Source organism: Rubellimicrobium rubrum, from assembly GCF_006152115.1.
Lineage (GTDB): Bacteria > Pseudomonadota > Alphaproteobacteria > Rhodobacterales > Rhodobacteraceae > Rubellimicrobium > Rubellimicrobium rubrum.
Genome location: NZ_VDFU01000009.1, coordinates 131,266 through 150,539, shown reverse-complemented (window position 1 = coordinate 150,539; position 19,274 = coordinate 131,266). Strand labels below are relative to the sequence as shown.

General features: G+C 69.3%; 22 protein-coding genes. 5 read left to right on the top strand and 17 right to left on the bottom strand.

Going from position 1 to position 19,274, the window contains the following annotated elements; translation table 11 throughout:
• Positions 1-305: 305 nt before the first annotated feature.
• The 8 genes from FHG66_RS10365 to def (FHG66_RS10330) form a co-directional block, all read right to left on the bottom strand.
• Positions 306-1,616: an ABC transporter permease family protein gene (locus tag FHG66_RS10365; protein WP_139076682.1), complete on the bottom strand. Its 1,311-nt coding sequence runs from the start codon at positions 1,614-1,616 to the stop codon at positions 306-308.
• Positions 1,609-2,301: an ABC transporter ATP-binding protein gene (locus tag FHG66_RS10360; protein WP_139076681.1), complete on the bottom strand. Its 693-nt coding sequence runs from the start codon at positions 2,299-2,301 to the stop codon at positions 1,609-1,611. The genes FHG66_RS10365 and FHG66_RS10360 overlap by 8 nt, the downstream gene beginning before the upstream one ends.
• Positions 2,288-2,710 (bottom strand): hypothetical protein, encoded by a 423-nt coding sequence (locus FHG66_RS10355; protein ID WP_139076680.1) that lies wholly within the window; start codon positions 2,708-2,710, stop codon positions 2,288-2,290. The genes FHG66_RS10360 and FHG66_RS10355 overlap by 14 nt, the downstream gene beginning before the upstream one ends.
• A gap of 220 nt (positions 2,711-2,930) precedes the next feature.
• Positions 2,931-3,833: an EamA family transporter RarD gene (gene rarD, locus FHG66_RS10350; protein WP_139076679.1), complete on the bottom strand. Its 903-nt coding sequence runs from the start codon at positions 3,831-3,833 to the stop codon at positions 2,931-2,933.
• 69 nt (positions 3,834-3,902) lie between these two features.
• Positions 3,903-4,802 carry a methionyl-tRNA formyltransferase gene (fmt, locus tag FHG66_RS10345; RefSeq protein WP_139076678.1) on the bottom strand — a complete coding sequence of 300 codons (900 nt, stop codon included), beginning with the start codon at positions 4,800-4,802 and terminating at the stop codon, positions 3,903-3,905.
• The gene (gene def, locus FHG66_RS10340; RefSeq protein ID WP_139076677.1) at positions 4,799-5,287 is read right to left on the bottom strand and encodes a peptide deformylase; all 489 of its coding nucleotides are present in this window, start codon (positions 5,285-5,287) and stop codon (positions 4,799-4,801) included. The genes fmt and def (FHG66_RS10340) overlap by 4 nt, the downstream gene beginning before the upstream one ends.
• Complete coding sequence (def, locus tag FHG66_RS10335) at positions 5,284-5,760, bottom strand: peptide deformylase (RefSeq protein ID WP_218013817.1); 477 nt, start codon at positions 5,758-5,760, stop codon at positions 5,284-5,286. Before def (FHG66_RS10335) ends, def (FHG66_RS10340) begins: the two co-directional genes overlap by 4 nt.
• Positions 5,757-6,314, bottom strand: coding sequence for a peptide deformylase (gene def / locus FHG66_RS10330; protein ID WP_139076676.1), 558 nt, complete (start codon positions 6,312-6,314; stop codon positions 5,757-5,759). Before def (FHG66_RS10330) ends, def (FHG66_RS10335) begins: the two co-directional genes overlap by 4 nt.
• A gap of 99 nt (positions 6,315-6,413) precedes the next feature.
• On the opposite strand from def (FHG66_RS10330), the gene FHG66_RS10325 reads away from it, so the two are divergent.
• Positions 6,414-7,583, top strand: coding sequence for a MalY/PatB family protein (locus tag FHG66_RS10325; protein ID WP_139076675.1), 1,170 nt, complete (start codon positions 6,414-6,416; stop codon positions 7,581-7,583).
• Positions 7,584-7,713: 130 nt separating this feature from the next.
• Here FHG66_RS10325 and FHG66_RS10320 read toward each other — a convergent pair whose 3' ends face one another.
• The 8 genes from FHG66_RS10320 to FHG66_RS10285 form a co-directional block, all read right to left on the bottom strand.
• On the bottom strand, positions 7,714-8,070 hold the full coding sequence (locus FHG66_RS10320) for a hypothetical protein (RefSeq protein ID WP_139076674.1): 357 nt from the start codon (positions 8,068-8,070) through the stop codon (positions 7,714-7,716).
• Between the two features lie 117 nt (positions 8,071-8,187).
• The gene (gene cobM / locus FHG66_RS10315; protein ID WP_139076673.1) at positions 8,188-8,970 is read right to left on the bottom strand and encodes a precorrin-4 C(11)-methyltransferase; all 783 of its coding nucleotides are present in this window, start codon (positions 8,968-8,970) and stop codon (positions 8,188-8,190) included.
• Complete coding sequence (gene cobJ, locus FHG66_RS10310) at positions 8,967-10,754, bottom strand: precorrin-3B C(17)-methyltransferase (RefSeq protein WP_139076672.1); 1,788 nt, start codon at positions 10,752-10,754, stop codon at positions 8,967-8,969. The genes cobM and cobJ overlap by 4 nt, the downstream gene beginning before the upstream one ends.
• Positions 10,745-11,446: a precorrin-2 C(20)-methyltransferase gene (cobI, locus tag FHG66_RS10305; protein ID WP_139076671.1), complete on the bottom strand. Its 702-nt coding sequence runs from the start codon at positions 11,444-11,446 to the stop codon at positions 10,745-10,747. The genes cobJ and cobI overlap by 10 nt, the downstream gene beginning before the upstream one ends.
• Positions 11,443-12,633, bottom strand: coding sequence for a precorrin-6y C5,15-methyltransferase (decarboxylating) subunit CbiE (gene cbiE / locus FHG66_RS10300; protein WP_139076670.1), 1,191 nt, complete (start codon positions 12,631-12,633; stop codon positions 11,443-11,445). Before cbiE ends, cobI begins: the two co-directional genes overlap by 4 nt.
• On the bottom strand, positions 12,630-13,256 hold the full coding sequence (locus tag FHG66_RS10295; RefSeq protein WP_139076669.1) for a precorrin-8X methylmutase: 627 nt from the start codon (positions 13,254-13,256) through the stop codon (positions 12,630-12,632). Before FHG66_RS10295 ends, cbiE begins: the two co-directional genes overlap by 4 nt.
• Before the next feature lie 62 nt (positions 13,257-13,318).
• On the bottom strand, positions 13,319-14,509 hold the full coding sequence (locus FHG66_RS10290; RefSeq protein WP_139076668.1) for a sirohydrochlorin chelatase: 1,191 nt from the start codon (positions 14,507-14,509) through the stop codon (positions 13,319-13,321).
• Complete coding sequence (locus tag FHG66_RS10285; protein WP_139076667.1) at positions 14,506-14,721, bottom strand: DUF6732 family protein; 216 nt, start codon at positions 14,719-14,721, stop codon at positions 14,506-14,508. The genes FHG66_RS10290 and FHG66_RS10285 overlap by 4 nt, the downstream gene beginning before the upstream one ends.
• 301 nt (positions 14,722-15,022) lie before the next feature.
• Between FHG66_RS10285 and FHG66_RS10280 the strand changes: the two genes are divergently transcribed.
• From FHG66_RS10280 to cbiB, 4 genes are read left to right on the top strand one after another with little or no spacing between them, the layout of a single operon-like run.
• Positions 15,023-16,012 (top strand): glutathione S-transferase family protein, encoded by a 990-nt coding sequence (locus tag FHG66_RS10280; RefSeq protein ID WP_139076666.1) that lies wholly within the window; start codon positions 15,023-15,025, stop codon positions 16,010-16,012.
• Positions 16,013-16,060: 48 nt separating this feature from the next.
• Positions 16,061-16,435 carry a DUF1636 family protein gene (locus FHG66_RS10275; RefSeq protein WP_139076665.1) on the top strand — a complete coding sequence of 125 codons (375 nt, stop codon included), beginning with the start codon at positions 16,061-16,063 and terminating at the stop codon, positions 16,433-16,435.
• Complete coding sequence (locus FHG66_RS10270) at positions 16,432-17,370, top strand: aminotransferase class I/II-fold pyridoxal phosphate-dependent enzyme (protein ID WP_139076664.1); 939 nt, start codon at positions 16,432-16,434, stop codon at positions 17,368-17,370. The genes FHG66_RS10275 and FHG66_RS10270 overlap by 4 nt, the downstream gene beginning before the upstream one ends.
• Entirely contained in the window at positions 17,367-18,263 is an 897-nt protein-coding gene (cbiB, locus tag FHG66_RS10265; protein ID WP_139076663.1) for an adenosylcobinamide-phosphate synthase CbiB, read from the top strand. The genes FHG66_RS10270 and cbiB overlap by 4 nt, the downstream gene beginning before the upstream one ends.
• On the opposite strand, the gene FHG66_RS10260 is transcribed toward cbiB, so the two are convergent.
• Positions 18,260-19,249 (bottom strand): LLM class flavin-dependent oxidoreductase, encoded by a 990-nt coding sequence (locus FHG66_RS10260; protein ID WP_139076662.1) that lies wholly within the window; start codon positions 19,247-19,249, stop codon positions 18,260-18,262. The genes cbiB and FHG66_RS10260 overlap by 4 nt on opposite strands.
• Positions 19,250-19,274: the final 25 nt, after the last annotated feature.

Sequence of the window (19,274 nt, the reverse complement as noted above, 5' to 3'; positions counted from 1 at the left end):
TCCGTCGTGCTTGGCCGCCAGACGGAGTCACAGCCCGCTGATGCCGCTCAACTCTTTTCGGGTCAGGCTCTAAGGAAAAGGGTGTCCCGAGGGACACCCGCTTCAATATCAACATTCAAATGCGGCTTCTTTACCGATGTGGCGCAACAGGAGCATGACACAGGCGGTGAGGTTCGATCTGACATACGCGGTCATGAGGCCCCCAGCCCAGCCAATCCTTGACCAGCCGAATGTCCGACCGCACCGGCATACATTTGAACTCGGGAACGTCGCGGACGAACTGCTCGACTCGCTCCTCGGCGTTGCTAGGCCCTGAGGTCGTTCAGGGGCGATCTGCGGCTCGCGAGGATGCTGGGAAGCAGTGCGAGCAGCAGGGCCAAGCTCATGAACCCCGTCACGAGTTGCACCTCGGTCCAGCCGATCCGAGCCTGAACAAGGACGTCCGTGCGAGCCGTCACGAGGCCGGACAGCACGGCCGCGACCATCCACCCCAAGGCCAGTCCCAACGACGCACCAAAGCCCACAAGGGACGCCGCATAGCTCCAAACCACCGCCAGGACGAAACGGCGCGGAGCCCCGAGCGCCCGAAGAAGCGCGAGGCCGCGGGCGAACACACGAACAAGAAGGCTCAGGCCAGCGAGGACCGCCACGACAACAAGGCCCTGAGTCACGAGGGCCATCAGCGACATCGCCTCGCGCATGTCGCGCAGCAGGCCGTGCAGGCTTGCGAGCACGCTGCCCGGAAAGACAGCCATCACGTCCGCCCGCGTGTACCTGTCCCGAAGCGCGTAGTTCGCCCAGACCTCGTCGGCACGCACGAGGATGGCCGGCGTGCCGGGGAACCACTCGGGATCGAAGGGAGGCCCGATCTGTTCGGCCCGCTCGGGCGCGTGGCCGGTGGGGAGGGCATGGACCTCCCAGACAGCCTCGACGGGAACAAGGATGGCGCGGTCCCACGGGCTGCCCGTCGGGGCCATACGCCCGACGACGACATAGGCCGTGCCGCCGTGAGCGTCGTGCTCGGCCACCTCGCCTTGACCATGGGCGGGCTCCACCGCGTCTCCCATGCCGACAGGGGCGAAGGCGCCCGCGACAGCCTCGCCATGGTCCGCGAACATGCGACCCATGGCCAGATCTCCGGCCAGGTGGGTCACGAAGCCGGCCGTGGTGCCCACGACCGGCGCTCCGTTCCAGCTATCCCCGAAAGCGATGGGAGCGGCGAGGTCCACCTCGGGGTCGGCCGCGACCTCGGCGAAGACCTCGCCCGACAGGAGCGGCAGGTCCATGGGCTGGAGGTACACGGCCGCCAGCACTAGGGAGATCTCGCTGCCCGGCGCGCCCAGTACGAGGTCGAAGCGCTCGGCCGCCCGCGCGCTGCCCTGACGGAGCGCCCGCTCCTGCGCCGTGAGCCCAGCCCCAAGCGCCACCGCCGCGGCGATCAGAAGCACGAAGATCGCGTTGGCCCCCCGGAACCGTCCCAGCATTGCCCGCACGAGTGGCCAGGGCTGGAAGCCCCGCACCACGAGCACCCCCAGGAGCAGGCCCGGCAGAAGGAGCCCCAGCGACACAAGGGCATCCTGAGCCCCGACCGGGAGCGAGAGCCAAAGGTCATCCATGCCGCTGTTCCACGACTCGGCCATCCACAAGCTTCAGTTCTCGCCCGAGGCGCTCCGCCAGCCGAGCGTCGTGCGTTACCGCAATGAGCATGCGACCCTCCGCGGCGGCAACGTCCACGAGATCATCGATCAAGCGGTCAGCGCTGGCCCTATCCAAACTGGCGGTAGGCTCGTCCGCAAGGATCACCGCAGGAGCGTGAGACATGGCACGGGCTACGGCGACACGCTGCCGCTCACCCCCAGAAAAGGTTCGCACGTTCGGCTCTGGCCGCTGTCCCAAGCCCGATCGGGCGAGCCAGCCTTGAGCCCGGGTTTCTATTGCAGGACGCTCACGAGCCGGTGCAAACGTCGCTGAGACGGCGGCGTTCCCAAGAGCTCCCAACTCTTCGAAAAGCAGGAAGTCTTGAAAAACAAGACCGACCTTCTCACGACGGAAGCACGCGCAAGCGGCTTCGGACAGGCATGCGATGTCGGTGGTGCCCCATAGAATCCGTCCCTTCGACGGCCTGAGCAGCCCGGCGAGCGCATGCAGGAGCGAGGACTTGCCGGCTCCGGACGGTCCTGTGATGGCGAGCGTGCCACCAGCGGGCAGGTCCAGATGCGGAAGCTCGAGGACGCTTCGACCATCCCGGGCCCGGATCACGAGATCCTCGACCCGGAGCGGAAGAGGATCAGACACGCTCATACGTGGCCTCAACAAGACGCACGCGTGAGTAGAAGCCGAGTTCCGGGTCAGTTTGATCGCCAAGCTCCGGGATGCTGATCGCCCGCATGGGCACGTTGAAGGGGATCACATCGACGGACCGGCGGGCGTAGACCGCCAGGATATCGCCGGGCCAGGTTCGGCCTGGCACGCAGAAGGGGCATGCGGCCATCGGCATCTTCGTCAGGACGAAGAACGTCGACTCGGCCTTGAGCGGGGGCGCCATGAAGCCGTCCACCTTGATGTGCTCGCCCTTGAGCGACAGCGCCAGATCCGAGAAGCTCCTATCGTTGTTGTACAGGTCGCGCAGGCGGATGGAGCCTTCTTGGGCCCGGGCTACGGGGGCAAGGAGAAGGGCGGGCGCGGCGATGAGGAGCGTGCGGCGGTTCATACAATCCTCTGGTCAAGGCTCCCGCCTGATCGGGCGGACCCCGAAAGGGAAACGGCTTCCGCTGACGCAGGATCCGTTCGTTGCAAGGTTAGACGTTCATCAAGGCGCTGCTTGGTTCCCGGTGCCCTCGGCGGCTTCGCCCGTCTCGTTGCCCCCGCTCCACGCCGCTTGGTGGTCCGAACTTGGTGAAGGCCGGTTCGGGGATCTAGGCAACCAGACGTTAGGCCTCGGCGGGCCGGCTCCGCCGCGACTGGTGAAGGAGCGACACGCTATAGAGCGCCAGCGCCGCCCAGATCATCGGAAAGGCGATCAGGCGCGCCCGCCCGAACTCCTCCCCGAACAGGAACACCGCCACGAGGACGATCATCGTCGGGGCGATGTACTGCAGGATGCCGATGGTCGAGAGCTTCAGGAGCTTGGCCCCGTTGGCATAAAGGATCAGCGGCACCGCCGTGACCGGCCCGCAGCCCAGCAGAAGCCAGGTCGTCACGGTGTCGCCCCCGAGGAACTGGCTATGACCCCGCGCGACTAGAAACCCGAGATACCCTAGTGCGGGTAGAAGAAGGATCAGTACCTCGAGGAAGAAGCCCTGGTTCGGCCCGATGGGCAGCCACTTCTTGAGAAAGGCATAGGCCCCCCAAGTAAGCGTGAGCCCCAGCGCTACCAGCGGCAGGCGACCGGTTTCCCATGTCAGGACCGCGACGGCGGCGGCGGCCAGCGCGATGGCTGCCCATTGCAGAGGGCTCAGGCGTTCGCGCAGCAGCAGGGCGCCCAGCAGCACGCTGAAGAGCGGGTTGATGTAGTAGCCCAACGCCGCGTCCAGTGCGTGCCCTGCCTGGATGGACCAGACATAGATCCCCCAGTTGACCGAGATCAGCGCCGCCGTCACTACGGCCATGCCCAGCATCCGGGGTGACCGCAGCGCGCGTGCAAGGTCCCCCGTCCGTCCCGAAACCCAGAGCACCAGCCCTGCGACGGGAATGGACCAGATCACCCGGTGGACGATGACCTCGGCCGGGGGAACATGGGCGAGCGCCTTCATGTAAAGCGGCAGGAAGCCCCACAGCAGATAGACGCTGGTCGCCAGGACGAAGCCCTTTACGGTGTCCTCGTTGGTGCTCATCGGCGCCTCCTGCTCTTGGCCGCCCGGGGCTAACGCAAAGGCGGGGCCGCCGCCACCCCCGGCGCGGGATCAGCCCAGGCAGCGACCCGGGCTCCAGCCCCGCAACGCCTCGGTGGCCGGCAGGGGCTTGGCCCCGGCCCGCTGGACGTCCAGCACCTCAACAGCCCCGTCCCCGCAGGCGACCGTCAAGCCATGGAGGACCTGCCCCGGTTCCCCCCGTCCCTCCACGCGCCGCGATCGCAGGATCTTGATGCGCTCTGCCCCGGCTTCGCACCAGGCACCGGGGAAGGGGGACAGGCCCCGGATCAGGCGGTCCACCTCGGCGGCCGGGAGAGTCCAGTCGATCCGCGCTTCGGCCTTGTCGATCTTCTGGGCATAGGTCACGCCCGCCTCGGGCTGCGGCTCCGGGCGCAGGTCCGGCAGCCGGGCCAGTGCGTCCACGATCATCCGCGCGCCCAGGCCGCTGAGCCGGTCGTGCAGGTCCCCGGTCGTGTCCGTGGGTCCGATCGCCATGGCTTCGCGCAGCAGCACCGGCCCGGTGTCGAGTCCGGCCTCCATCTGCATGATGCAGACGCCGGTCTCCGCATCGCCCGCCATGACAGCCCGATGGATCGGGGCGGCCCCCCGCCAGCGCGGCAGGAGGGACGCGTGGATGTTCAGGCAGCCCAGCCTGGGTGCATCCAGGATGGCCTGAGGCAGGATCAGTCCATAGGCCACCACCACCGCAACCTCGATGCCAAGGGCCGCGAACTCCGCCTGCGCCTCGGGGGTTCTCAGAGACCGGGGATGGCGCACCATCAGCCCGCGCCGTTCGGCCTCGGCCTGCACGGGCGAGGGCCGCTCCTTCTGGCCACGCCCCGCCGGGCGCGGCGGCTGGCAGTAAACGCAGGCGATCTCGTGCCCCGCCTCGATCAACGCGCGCAGCGGCGCGACCGAGAAGTCGGGCGTGCCCATGAAGGCGATCCTCATCCTTTGCGGGCCTTGCGGATCAGCATGTCCCGTTTCAGTCGAGACAGCCTGTCAAAATACATCCGGCCGGCGAGGTGATCGATCTGGTGCTGGACGCTGGTCGCCCAAAGTCCCACGAAATCACGCTCCTCGACCTCGCCGCGGTCGTTCAGGAACCGCACCGTCACGGCGCGGGGACGGGCGATCACCGCCGAAACGCCCGGCAGGTTGGGAGAGGCTTCCTCATGCTCGCGCAACTGGACGCTGGCATGCAGCACCTCGGGGTTCGCCATCCGCACCGCCTGCCCCCGTGCCTCGGAAGCATCCACGACGGCCAGGGCCAGAGACACACCAATCTGCGGCGCGGCCAAGCCCACGCCGGGCATGGCCTCCATGACCTCGATCATCTCGTCCCATAGCAGGCGGATCTCGTCGGTGATCGCCTCGACCGGCGCGGCGGGGCTGCGCAGGATCGGGTTGGGCCAGGGGAGCACAGCGCGGGTCACGCGCCCGGCTCCTCGGACGGCGGCTCCTCCCGGTCGATGCAAAGCACGCCATCGAGATGGTCGAGCTCGTGCTGCACGCAGGTGGCCGCGAAGCCGTCGAACCGGCCCTCCTGGGGCGCACCGTCAAGATCCTGCCAGCGCAGGGCGATATCGGCGGGACGCGACACACGGGACGTCCGCCCCGGGATGGAGAGGCACCCTTCCTCACGGGTGACGCGCTCATCAGAGGCTTCGACGATCTCGGGATTGACGAACACCTGCGGCCGGGGCTCCCCCTCCTTCCAGGCGACGTCCATGACGAAAAGCCGGATCGGCCGCCCGATCTGCGGCGCGGCAAGGCCCCGGCCCGGCGCGTCGTACATCGTGGCGAGCATATCGTCGGCCAGATCCCGCAGCGCGGCGTCGAACGCCTCGACCGGCGCGCAGGTCTCGCGCAGGACAGGGTCGGGGACTTGGACGATGGGGCGGATCAAAGCCGGGCGGCCTCGTGGCCCTTGGGTGCCGGCTTCTCGCGAGCGAGGTCGCGCTTCAGCTTCTCCATCTTGCGGGTGATGACGCCGCGCTTGATCGGCCCCAGGTAGTCGATGAACAGCTTCCCGTTCAGATGGTCGATCTCGTGCTGCACGCAGACGGCCCACAAGCCATCGAAACGCTCCCGCTGAGCGTTCCCGTCGAGGTCTGTCCAGATCACCTCGACCTCTCGGGGGCGGGTCACATCAGCGAAATGGTCGGGAATGGACAGGCAGCCTTCCTCGTAGGGCGCCGTTTCCTCGGAACTCCAGACGATCTCGGGGTTCACGAGGACGATGGGCCGTGGCGGCTCCCTGTCGTCCTTGACGCAGTCCATGACGATGAGACGGCTCAGGACTCCGACCTGCGGCGCGGCAAGGCCGATGCCCGGCGCATCGTACATCGTCTCGAGCATGTCCTCGGCCAGCGAACGCAACGCGTCGTCGAGGACGGTCACGGGCTTCGCCACGGCTTTCAGACGCGGGTCGGGGTGCAGGAGGATGGAACGCATGCTCATGGCACGCGATGTAGGACAGCGCCGCCATCCGTGCAACCGCTTGCCCTTGCGGCTTGCGCGCTCGGCTGGCACCCCTTGGGCCGCAGACGGGAGATCCAGATGACCTTCGACACGCCCATCGACCGGCGCGGCACCCATTGCGTCAAGTGGGACATGATGGAGCCGCTTTACGGCGTTCCGCCCGATGACGGCCTCGCCATGTGGGTGGCGGACATGGAGTTCCGCGCCGCCGCCCCCATCCAGCGCGAACTTGAGGCCATGCTGGCCCACGGCGTTTACGGCTATTTCGGCGACGACCGCCCCTACCTGACCGCGATCCAGTGGTGGATGCGCCAGCGTCATGGCTGGGACGTCGCCCCCGAGGCCATCACCACCACCCACGGCCTCGTCAACGGCGTGGGCCTGGCCGTGGATGCCTGGACGAAGCCGGGCGATGCCGTGGTGCTGTTCACGCCCGTCTACCATGCTTTCGCGCGGGTGATCCGCGCGGCGGGGCGGAGCGTGACAGAATGCCCCCTCGCCTTTGATGGCGACCGCTACGTCATGGACTTTGCCGCTTATGATGCGCGGATGACCGGCCGGGAGCGGATGGTGATCCTCTGCTCGCCCCACAACCCCGGCGGCCGGGTCTGGACCCGCACGGAGCTGGAGCAGGTCGCCGACTTCGCCCGCCGCCACGATCTCGTGCTCGTGTCGGACGAGATCCACCACGACCTCGTCATGCCGGACCAGAAGCACACCCCCATGGCACTGATCCCGGGGGTCGAGGACCGGCTGGTGATGATGACGGCGACCACCAAGACCTTCAACATCGCGGGGGCGCATATCGGCAACGTCATCGTGCCGGACGCCACGCTCCGCGCGCCGTTCGCGGCACGGCTCGCCGCGCTCGGCATCTCGCCCAATGCCTTCGGGATGCGTATGGCGACCGCCGCCTATTCGCCCGAGGGCGCGGCTTGGGTGGACGAACTGACCCGCTATCTCGATGGCAACCGGCAGCTTTTCGATGACGGCGTGAACGCCATTCCCGGCGTCCGCTCCATGCCCATCGAAGCAACTTATCTGGCCTGGGTGGATTTCCGTGGGCTCGGCATGCCGGCCGATGAGATCACGCGCCGCATCGCGCGGGAGGCCCGGATCGCCGTCAATGACGGGCCGAGCTTCGGCACCGGGGGCGAAGGTTTCGTGCGCGTGAACATCGCAGCCCCTCGGGCCGTGGTGGCCGAGGCGGTGGAGCGTCTGCGTCGGGCCTTCGCGGACGTGCAGTGACCAAGGGATGCTGGCGGCTCGAACCCAGGCCTGCGACCTGACCTGAGCCGCCAGCACCTTCGGAATGACCGCGTTGGACTAGCCAAGGCTGGCTCACGCCGTCATGGCCTCCAGAACGTGCCTGCGGCCTTCAGAAGTGCGGCGGGATCAGAGCGGCGGGGGCGGTTTCGGTCCGCTCGAAGTCTGCGGCGGGACGGTCGCTTACTGGCGTATGCCTCTTGAACTCGTAACGCCGTTCACCGGCTTCCTCTCCGGGCGAGGCGACGACAAGGCAGGAGGACAGGTGGCGCGGCCCATCGTACAGGTCCACATAGCCCCGAAGCGGCGGCGCATCGGAAGCGGCGAGGGCGAACCCGCTTTCCCACATCCGCAGCACCTTGTGGATCTTGTCGCCCTCGTGAACGCATAGACGATTCGAACGCTTCGTGGCGGCGGCTCGTGCGGCTTCCAACCCCAGGCGCACAGCTTCCGGCAGGTCTTCTGTCATGGACTCGGGGCCTCCTCCCCTCGAATCGACAATGACCGAAGCTCGGTTAAAATCAAGTAATTGGATTGAAGGTCGAGCCGACGTTGCCATCGGGCCAGCCCGGCGCAGGGGGTGCCTTCAATCCGTTCCACCGGCGACACGGACCCGTGGTCGCAGCACATGGGGACGCGACGGGTCGTAAAGGGCGCTGTCCGGGAAGTCCGCCGATTCGCCCAGCGCCGGGCCCACCAGGATCAGCGCCGTGCGGGTGACCTTGGCCTCGCGCACCTTGGCGTGAATGTCGGCGAGGGTGCCGCGCAGGATCATCTGGTCCGGCCAGCCCACGCGGACGCAGATCGCCACCGGACAATCCTCGCCATAGAATGGCGAAAGCCGCCGCACGATGTCCCGCAGCGCCCGCACGCCCAGATGGATGGCCAGCGTCGCGCCCGAGGCCGCGAAGTTCTCCAGCGTCTCACCTTGGGGCATGGCGGTGGACTGCATGGACATGCGCGTCAGGACGATGCTCTGGGCCACGCTGGGCACCGTGAGCTCCTGTCCCAGCGCGGCTGCGGCGGCGGCATAGGCGGGCACGCCGGGCGTAATGTCGTAAGGGATGCCATCTGCCCGCAGCTGTCGGATCTGCTCGGCGATCGCGCCATAGAGCGAGGGGTCGCCCGAATGCACCCGCGCCACGTCCTTGCCCTGCCGATGCGCTTCCACGATCAGCGCGTGCGTCTCGTCCAGCGTCAGCGGCGCGGTGTCCCGCACCAGCGCGCCGGGCGGGGCCCCCGCGACCACCGCCTCGGGCACGAGGCTGCCGGCATAAAGGCAGACCGGGCAGGAGGCGATCAGGCGCTGCGCCTTGAGGGTCAGAAGCTCCGGGTCGCCCGGCCCCGCGCCGATGAAGTGGACGGTCATGCGGGCACCTTCCTGGCATAGCCGCGCGGGGTGTAGAGCCTTGGCCCCTCGCCGCGCTGGACGATCCGGCTTTGGGACGAGCCGATCAGGACCACGGTCAGCATGTCCACCTCGTCCACCCGTAGATCGGCGAGGCGACGGTAGGAGAGCTGCTCCTGCGGGCGGCCCAGGTTGGAGGCGAGCAGGACGGGCGTCTCGGCGGGGCGGTGCTTCAGCAGGATGTCCCGCGCCTCGGCCAACAAGGTGCGCCGCGTGCGCGAGACGGGGTTGTAGAGCGCCATCACGAAGTCGCCCTCGGCCGCCGCCGTCAGCCGGCGCAGGATGTCCTCGCGCGGGGTGAGGAGGTCGGACAGCGACACGGCACAGAAGTCGTGCCCGAGCGGCGCCCCCGCCCGCGCAGCGGCGGCCTGGAGCGCGGAGATGCCGGGTGTCACGATGACCTCGGCCCGCCGTGCCGCGTCCGAAACGCCATGCACCTCGCGGTCCAGCAGTTCGAAGACCAGCGCGGCCATGGCGTAGATGCCCGCATCGCCCGAACAGACCAGCGCCACGTTCCGCCCCTCCCCCGCCCGCTCCAGCGCATAACGGCAGCGGTCCTCCTCGCCGCCCAGCGGAAAGTCGGCGCGGGGCTTGCCGATGGCGAGCGGACCGAGAAGGTCGATGTAGAGGCCGTAGCCCACCAGTTCCTCGGCCTCGGCGATGAGGCGGGATGCTTCCGGCGTGCGCCAAGCCGCCTGACCGGGCCCGATGCCCACGATGGACAGGCGTCCGCGCGGACGCCCGGCGAGCGCGGTGATCGGGGTGGGCACAATGGCGACGGCGCAAGTGGCGTTCCGCGACTTGCGCTTGGTGACAGCGAGTTGCCCCTCGGGTCCGGCAAAGGCCAACGCCGCCCCTTCCGACACGCCATGGCAGCCGACCTCGGCGAAGACGGTGTCTGATGGAGTCGCGAGGCGTGAGGCCTCCGCTTCCAACTGGGCGGCCGTGAACAGGCGGAGGGGCACGCTGAGCGCACGGGACAGGTCGAGGATCGCAGGCTCGTCGGCCTTGAGGTCGAGCGTGCCAATGCCGGCCAGCGCCTCGGGGGCGAGGTTCGCCTCGGCCAGTGTGGCGCGGACGAGATCGGCCAACTCCTCCGGCGGGCATCCGCGCGACGCGCCGACGCCCAGCACTGCCTTTTGCGGCGCGAAGTGGAGCGATGCCGCAGGCGCGGGAGCGGTCGTGCAGGCGACCTCGATGTCCGTCCCAGGCGGGAGGGTGTCGAGCCAGCGCGCCTCACCAGCCGCCTCGCCCGTGAGGCGCGCGCCCTGCCCCGACAGGAGATCCGCCATGACGGCCCCGGCCTTCTCAGGCTCTGCAAGCCACCACCCTTCGGGCGGCTCGTCCAGGGCCAAACCCAGCGCCGCGTCCCCCGCCGTCGTCACGGCAGCCTGCACGCCCAGCAACTCCGCGATGCTCCGCGCCAGGGCGTTCGCGCCCCGATGCCCGCCTAGCAGCGGCACGACCGCGCTCCCGTCCTCGGCCACGGCGATGACGGGCGGCTCGGCGCGCTTGTCCGCAAGAAGCGGCGCGACGGCGCGGATCAGGATGCCCGCCGCGCAAACGCCCACCACGGGCACCCCGGCGGCGAACAGGGTGCGGACCTGCTCCAGCGTGTCGTCGAAAGCTACGTCCGCGTCCGGCACGCGCCCCGCACGGCCATGCAGCGGCGCGCCCAGCGCATCGGCCACCTGGCGCGCGACAGGGCTGGTCGTGAGGGCGATCACCGCCGGGGTCAGAGCCATGGGTCGGAGTCCTTGGACACGAGAAGCAGGGAGAAATACGGCGCCTCGGCGGGCGCCTGCGCGAGCGGCAGGACCAGTTCCTCGGCGAGCGTCGCACGGGCGACATAGGTGGAACGGTCGGTCAGTCCGAGAGCCTCGAGCAGCGCCCGCACGCGCGGGAAGTGGCGGCCGAGCTTGAGAAGCGCGACCGTTTCATGCGCCTGGAACCCAGCCCGGAGCGCCTCGTCCGGCAGGGTCGCGGGCAGCACGGCAATCCGTCCCTCCCGCGCGCCCAAAGGCAGCCGCGCCAGCGCCGCCGCCGCCGCGACCGAAGTCACGCCGGGCACCACCTCGGTCGCGAAACGGGGAGCAAGCCGGGCTTGGAGATACATGAAGGAGCCGTAGAACATAGGGTCCCCCTCGCAGAGGCAGACCACATCCTGCCCCTGTTCCAGCCGCGTCGCGATGCGCGCGGCCCCGGCGTCGTAGGCCGCCTGCGCGGGTTCGCGCGCGGGGGTCATGGGGATGTCGATGGCGATCTCCTCGGCTCCCTCGCGCACATGCGCGGCGGCGATGGAGCGGGCAAAGGAGGGCGATCCGGCGAGGGTCGGGTAGGCCAGCACGCGCGCGTCCTCGATCAAGCGCGCGGCGCGCAGGGTCAGGAGGTCGGGCGCGCCCGGTCCCACGCCCACGCCGATCAGCCGCCCGGTCATTTCACGAGGCTCCACTGCATCACCTCCATCGACGGCCGCCATCCGGTGAGGCGGCCGACAGGCTCGGCCCGCTGGACGGCAAGGCGGATCAGGTCGCCGCCCTGCCGGCGGTGCAGGTCCAGCATCACCGCCTCAGCCTCCAGCGTGACGGCGTTGGCGACCAAGCGGCCATAGGGCTTCAGGGCCGTCCAAGCGGCCTCGAAAGCCGCCTTGGAGAGGCCGCCACCCAGGAACACGGCATCGGGGGCGGGCAATCCGGCCAAGGCGGTTGGCGCCTCGCCCGCCACGATGTCCAGATCCGGGACGCCCAGCGCGAGCGCGTTGGCCGCCGCCATCGCCCGGCGGTCGGCCCGGGGCTCGACGCCAATGGCCCTTGCCCCCTTGGCGGCGCGCAGCCATTCGATGGCAACCGATCCGCTCCCCAGTCCCACGTCCCAAAGGAGCGCCCCGGGCATCGGCATCAGCTTGGCCAGCGTGGCCGCCCGCACCTCGCGCTTGGTCATCGTGCCGTCGGACTGGAAGGCGTCGTCTGGCAGGCCCGTCCGGGGCAGGAGCCGCGTCTCGGGCCCCGTCAGGCATTCCACGGCGAAGGTGGTCAGGAGCGGAACATCCCCGGTCCATTCCCCGGCTTGACCCTCCAGGCGCGCCTCCTCGGGACCGCCCAGATGCGAGAGCGCGGTCATGCGGCTTGGGCCGTAGCCTTGGGCGACCAGCAGACGGGCGAGGTCGCGCCCCGTCGCCGGTCCGTGCGACAGGATCAGGAGCCGCGCTCCGGGGGCAAAGCTGGGCAAGATCCGCTCGACCGGGCGGCCATGGACGGTCAGGCAGTCCGTCCCATCCAGGGGCCAGCCCATCCGCGCCGCCGCCAGTTGAAAGGCCGACGGGTGTGGATGGATCAGCACCTCGCCCGAAAACGCCTCCACGATCCGCTCTCCGGCCGAGAACCAGAGCGGGTCACCCGTGACAAGGACGATCACCGAACGACCGCGCAGCCCGCGCAGCCTGTCCTCCATCGCATCCCATGGCGAGGGCCAGGCGATCCGCTCGCCCCGCGCCCCGGCAGTCAGTTGGTGGTGTCGCGCCCCGCCGACCAGCACCTCGGCGTCCAGCACAAGCGCGCAAAGATCTGGCGACAGCCCCGCAAGCCCATCCTCGCCCAGGCCCACGACATGGAGCCAGGGGGTCACGCCCGCTCGCCCCCGAGCGCGTTCACCGCCGCCGCTGCCATGGCTGACCCGCCGCGCCGCCCTTTGAGAGCCACGAAAGGAACCCCGCGCGGGTCGGCAGCGATCTCGGCCTTGCTTTCAGCGGCTCCCACGAAGCCTACGGGAAAGGCCAGGATCAGCGCCGGCTTGGGCCAACCCGCGTCCAAGCGTTCAAGCAGGTGGAACAGCGCCGTGGGCGCGTTGCCGATGGCGACCACTGCCCCCGCGATCCGTCCCTCCCACAACTCCACGGCCGCCGCCGAGCGCGTTGTGCCGAGCCGTTGCGCCAGTTCGGGCACGCCGGGCTCGTTCAAGGTGACCAAGACCTCGTTGCCGGCCGGAAGGCGCGACCGGATGATGCCTGCTGCCACCATCTCGCAGTCGCAGATGACCGGAGCCCCGGCGAACAGCGCCTGGCGGCCAGCTTCGCCCGCGTCAGGGGAATAGGCGAGCCGGTCCGCGACCTCGACCATGCCGCAGGCGTGGATCACCCGCGTGACCAGCGGGCGCATCCCATCCGGAAAGCGGTCGAGCCGCGCCTCCCGCTCCACGGTCGCGAAGCTTTCCGCATAGATCGCGGCAGGGTCCTTGAGATAGCGGCGCATGGGCAAGCCTCGGCACGGGCGGAGGCGGGCCTCCGGCGGGGATGTCTAGGGCTGGACGGGGCTCAGCGCTTCTTCAGTGTCGCCAGCGCGCTGAGCGGCCCCAGCGGGTGATCCTCGTGCGGGTAGCGCGGGTGCTGGTGGTCATGACCATGCGAGTGCTCATGGTGGGAGTGCCCATGGTCATGCGAATGGCCGTGCGACGGCCCGTGCCAGTGGATCTGTCCGTCGCCATGGTCGTGCAGATGACCACCTGCGGAATGCGACACATGACCGAACGGCTCCACCGCCGCGACCTTGAGCCGGCAGAGCCCAGTGCAGAAATCGTCGCAGAACGTGCAATCCGCCACGTTCGCGCCGGGCGCGGACGCCCCCTGCCCCTCGACGTGATGGTGGTGGCTTTCCTGAGGGCTGCCCACCTCGGCCTCGAAGCCCAGGACCTGCGTGCGGTACTTGCACATCTGGCAGTTGGGCGGCGGCACGCCGTCGATCTGCTCGGTCGCGCGTTCGGCGAAGGTCCGGAGCACCTCGGGGTGCAGGCCCAGGTAGTCGGCCTTGACCCATTCGATCCCCGGATGTGCCTGCGCCACGCGGTCGGTGAAGCCGTAGATGCGGTCCACCAGCACGCCCGAGAACAGAAAGTACGGGAACACGACCATGCGACGGTAGCCCAGCCGCGCGACGTGCGTCAGGCAGGGTTCCACCAGCGGGAAGGTCACGCCCGAATAGCCGACCTCGCACCAGCCAAGGCCCAACCCTTCCCACAGCATCCGCGCGACCTTGGAGACGTTCGCATTGGCATCGGGGTCCGATGCGCCGCGTCCGATCACCACAAGGCAGGTCTCGTGCAGCGGCACGGGGCCATGCTCCGCGTCGGCGCGGGCCAGCGCCTCGCGCACGCGGGCACCCGCGGCGGCGATCATCTTGGGGTCCACGCCCAGCTCGCGCCCATAGGCGACGGGCAGGCCCGACTTGGCCGACCAAGTCGAAAGCACCGTCGGAATGTCATTCTTGGCGTGCATCGCCGCGAACAGCATGCCAGGCACGGCTAGGATGCGCGTCGCGCCCTTGGCCTTCAGCGCCTCGAGCCCGTCGCGCAGGACGGGGTTGGCGAACTCCAGGTAGCCATGCTCGACCAGCCAGTCAGATGGCAGGTGGGCGGGCAGTGCGGCGGCGAGTTCGGCGAATTCGGCCACCGCGCCCGCATCGCGTGAGCCGTGGCCGCAGAGCAGGACCCCGATGCGGTCGCCGTTCATGCGCCGGCCTCGTCGTCCTCCGCCCGCTGGGTTCTGGTGGTCTTGGAGGACCGCAGCTCGGTCCAGATCAGCCAAGAGGACCCGGCGATCGCGGCCAGGAGAGCCCAGGCGGCCATATAGTGCTGGTGGCCATCGAACTCGTTCAGGTGGCCCGGATGGGCAAGCGCCGCGCTGGGCAGCAGAACCGCAAGGAGGGGAAGAATGGCGCGCATGAACAGGGCTCCCGGGCCGGGTTGGGAGCGGGATGCCGGCCTCGGGGCGGAGCCCCGTCTGACGATGCGCGTCAGGGACCCCCGGTCTGGGTCGACCCCCTCACGCCACCTGTCCGGCCCCGCAGGGCTTCGTCTCACGTCCTCCTAACCGCTGATTGCCGCGAGCGCAAAGGGAGAAGCGTCACCCTGCGCCGAACTGCGACATCGCCTGCCTTCTGTGCGCGGGTGCGGACCCCTCTGCGCCTTTCCTCCCCCGCCCGAGCGGCTAGGTCCGCATCACGGTTCAGCAGGGAGACGCGGTATGGGGCAACTCGAGAACGGCAAGTGGGTCGAGGCGCCGGTGGCCCGCGTCAAGGGGGGCGCCTTCGACCGCCCGGACTCGGTGCTCCGCAACTGGGTGACGGCGGACGGCGCGGCCGGCCCCTCGGGGGACGGCGGCTTTCGAGCCGAGTCCGGGCGCTACCATCTGTATGTGAGCCATGCTTGCCCTTGGGCCCATCGCACGATGATCGTTCGCGCCCTCAAGGGCCTGGAGCCCCATATCGACGTATCGGTCGTCCACCCCGACATGCTGAAGGACGGCTGGACCTTTTCAACCGACTTTCCGGGCACGACCGGGGACCGGCTCTACGGCCTGCCCTTCCTGCGGGACATCTACACCAAGAGCGACCCCCAGGTGAGCACCAAGGTCACCGTCCCCGTCCTGTGGGACAAGGAGCGCGAGCGGATCGTCAACAACGAGTCCTCCGAGGTCATCCGGATGCTGACCCAGGCCTGGGACGGGATCACGGGCAACACCCTCGACCTCTGGCCCTCAGACCTGCGCGACGCCATCGGGCCGGTGAACGCCCGCATCTATGACACGCTCAACAATGGCGTCTACAAGTCGGGCTTCGCCGAGTCCCAAGAGGCCTATGACGCGGCCGTCCGTCCCCTGTTCGACACGATGGACTGGCTGGAGGAGCGGCTGGCCGGCCAACGCTACCTTATGGGCGAGCGGCTGACCGAGGCCGATATTCGCCTGTTCACCACGCTGATCCGCTTCGACACGGTCTATCACGGGCATTTCAAGTGCAACCGGCGCAAGCTGATCGAGTATCCCCACCTGTGGGCCTTCACGCGCGACATCTTCCAAATGCCGGGCGTGGCCGAGACCGTCCACCTCGACCACATCGCGCGGCACTACCATTACAGCCATGACCGCATAAATCCGTTCCGCATCGTGCCCATCGGGCCGAACCTGGATCTCCTTGCCCCGCATGGGCGCGAGGCGCTGGCGCGGGCGGCCTGATCCGGCGGCCCTTGCGGGGGCGACCGGAATCCGGTTGAACGCCGGTCCATGCCCACTTGGATCACCATCTGCGAAACCTGCAAGCGCGAGGACTGGCCCGGCCCCGAGCAGGGGGCCGAGGTGCCAGGTGCCCGACTGGCCGCTCTGGTCGAGGCGGCAGTGGAGGGCACCGATCTTCGGACCCGACGCGTGGCTTGCCTGATGGGTTGCGACCACGGCTGCAACGTCGCGGTGCAGGCGCAGGGCAAGCTGTCCTACACGCTGGGCCGCTTCGAGCCGACGCCGGAGGCTGCTGAGGCGATCGTCGCCTGGGCCGCGCTCCACGATGGCAGCGGATCGGGCCAGGTGCCCTACAAGCTGTGGCCGCAGGGGGTGAAGGGCCACTTCGTCACCCGCCACCCGCCCCTGCCGGAGGAGGCATGACGGCCCGCGACCACGGCGGGGGCCTTGATGCGGCGATGGTCCGCTGGGGCGGTGCGCGGGCTGACTGGCTGGACCTGTCCACCGGGATCAACCCGGTGCCCTACCCCCTCCCACCCCTTCCGGACCACGCCTGGACTGCCCTGCCCGACCGGGCCGCGGCCGACGCGCTCACCGCGGCGGCCCGGAGCTTTTGGAACGTCCCCGAGGGCGCAGAGGTGATCCCCGCGCCGGGCCTATCCGCTATCATCGCACGCCTGCCCCATGCCACAGAGGCCGCTTGCGTTCACATTCCCGGCCCGACCTATAATGAATACGCCGCAAGCTTCCTGACCGCCGGAGTGCCAGCGTCGAACGCCCCGGATGCGCCCGGCGTCTTCGTCCATCCCAACAATCCCGACGGCCGGCTCTGGACACCCGGAGAGATCGGCGCCCGCCCCCTCGCCATCATCGACGAGAGTTTCTGCGATGTCCTTCCCAAGGACACCCATGTGGCGCGGGCAGCTGCGCCGGGCGTTGTCGTGCTCAAGAGTTTTGGCAAGTTCTGGGGCCTAGCCGGGGTTCGGCTCGGCTTCGCGATCCTGGCGCCCGGCCCCATGGCTGATCGGCTACGCGAGGCTCTGGGGCCTTGGGCCGTCTCGGGCCCGGCGCTGGCAATCGGAGCGGCGGCGCTGGCCGACCGGACCTGGGCCAAAGCCACCCGCGACCGACTGAACCGCGATGCGGCACGCATGGATGCGCTTGTCACGGCTCGGGGGGCGAGGGTCGCGGCAGGTACCACACTGTTCCGCCTGTACGAAGTGGATGACGCGCAGGCCTGGCACGACCGCCTCGCGCGCGGGCATGTGCTGAGCCGCGTCTTCCCCTACTCCGCCACCTGGCTGCGCCTTGGCCTTCCCGCCCCGGATCGCTGGGATCGGATCGAGGCCGCGCTGTGAGCCTGGTCCTTGCGCTGCTCCTGGATGCCATCTTCGGCGAGCCCCGCGCCCTCTGGGATCGCTGGGCTCATCCCGCCGTCCTGATGGGGCGCGCCGTCGCCTGGGCCGACGAACGCTTCAACGAAGGGGGGAACCGCCGCTGGAAGGGTGTCCTTGCGCTCGGCCTCCTTGTCGTGGCGGCGATGCTGCTGGGCTGGGCGCTGGCCGCCCTGCCGGGGAGCCTGGCCGAGGTGATCGTCGGGGCGATCCTCCTCGCGCAGCGATCCCTGGCCGACCACGTCCAGGCCGTCGCCCGCGCGCTGCGGCTGTCCCTGCCGGAGGGACGGCGCACAGTGGCGATGATCGTGGGACGCGACACCGCCTCCATGGACGAGCCTGCCGTGGCGCGCGCCGCCGTCGAGTCCGCGGCGGAGAACTTCTCCGATGGCGTTGTGGCGCCCGCTTTCTGGTTTGCGGTGGCGGGCCTGCCGGGCCTACTGATCTACAAGCTGGTCAACACCGCCGACAGCATGATCGGCCACCGCACCCCCCGTTACGAGCAGTTCGGCTGGGCGGCTGCCCGGCTCGACGATGGGCTGAACCTGATTCCCGCGCGGCTTTCGGCGGCGCTGATCTGGCTGACACGGCCACGCGCCGCCTGGGGCCCGATCATCCGCGACGCCCGCCTGCACCGTTCCCCCAACGCGGGCTGGCCCGAGGCTGCCATGGCGCGCGTCCTCGACGTGGCCCTCTCGGGTCCCCGGTCCTATCACGGCACAATGCAGGATTTGCCTTGGGTTCACCCACAAGGGCGCAAGGCCATCGGCGCGGCAGAGGTCCATGCCTCCGTCCGCGTCCTCTGGCAAGCCTGGGCGATTCTCCTGCTTCTGGCGCTCCTGCTGGTCGCCTTCTAGGCCGCCGCGCAAAGCTCCTGCCCGGCCTCGGCCATGATGCGAAGGGAGGTGAGCCGCGCATCGAGGTCGTAGATCATGCCGGCCAGGATGATCTCGTCGGGCTTGTAGCGGGCTGTCACCTCTTCCAGCTTGCGGCGCACGGTGGCCGGACTGCCCACGGCCGACAGGGACAGGGCATGGTTCACCCCGACCATCGCGTCCCGGGATACCTCGGCCAGCGAACCCGGCGGGGGCAGCTTGCCCGCCTTGCCAGTGCGGAGCCGGGCAAAGGAGAGGACCTGCGAGGTCCGCAGATGATCGGCCTCGGCGTCCGTCGCAGCAGCACAGGCGCCCATAGCAACCATGGCGTAGGGCGCATCGAGCCACTGGGACGGACGGAAGGTCGCGCGGTACACCTCCAGCGCCTCCTCCAGATGGGCCGGGGCGAAGTGCGAGGCGAAGGCATAGGGCAGACCCAGATAGGCCGCGAGTTGCGCGCCATAAAGCGAGGAGCCCAGGATCCAGACCGGCACCTCGGTCCCTGCGCCGGGCACGGCCTGAACGCGCGCTCCCTCCCCTTCCTTAGACAGGTAGCCCAGAAGCTCGACCACATCCTGGGGAAAGCTGTCCTCCTCGGCCATGTGACGCCGAAGGGCACGGGCAGTCAGCATGTCCGTCCCCGGCGCCCGGCCAAGCCCGAGGTCGATCCGCCCCGGGTGAAGCGAGGCGAGCGTGCCAAACTGCTCGGCGATGACCAGCGGGGCATGGTTCGGCAGCATGATCCCGCCCGCGCCCAAGCGGATCGTCCTCGTGTTCGCCGCCACATGCTGGATGGCGAGCGGCGTGGCCGATGAGGCAATGCCGGGCATGTTGTGATGCTCGGCCAGCCAGAAACGGTGGAAGCCCAGCCGCTCCGCCTCCTGGGCGAGGGTCACGGATTCGCCAAGGGCGCGCGCAGCGTCACCACCCTCCACGATGGGGCAAAGGTCGAGAACGGAGAGTTCCATGCGCGTTCCTCGGGGGTCGGAAGGT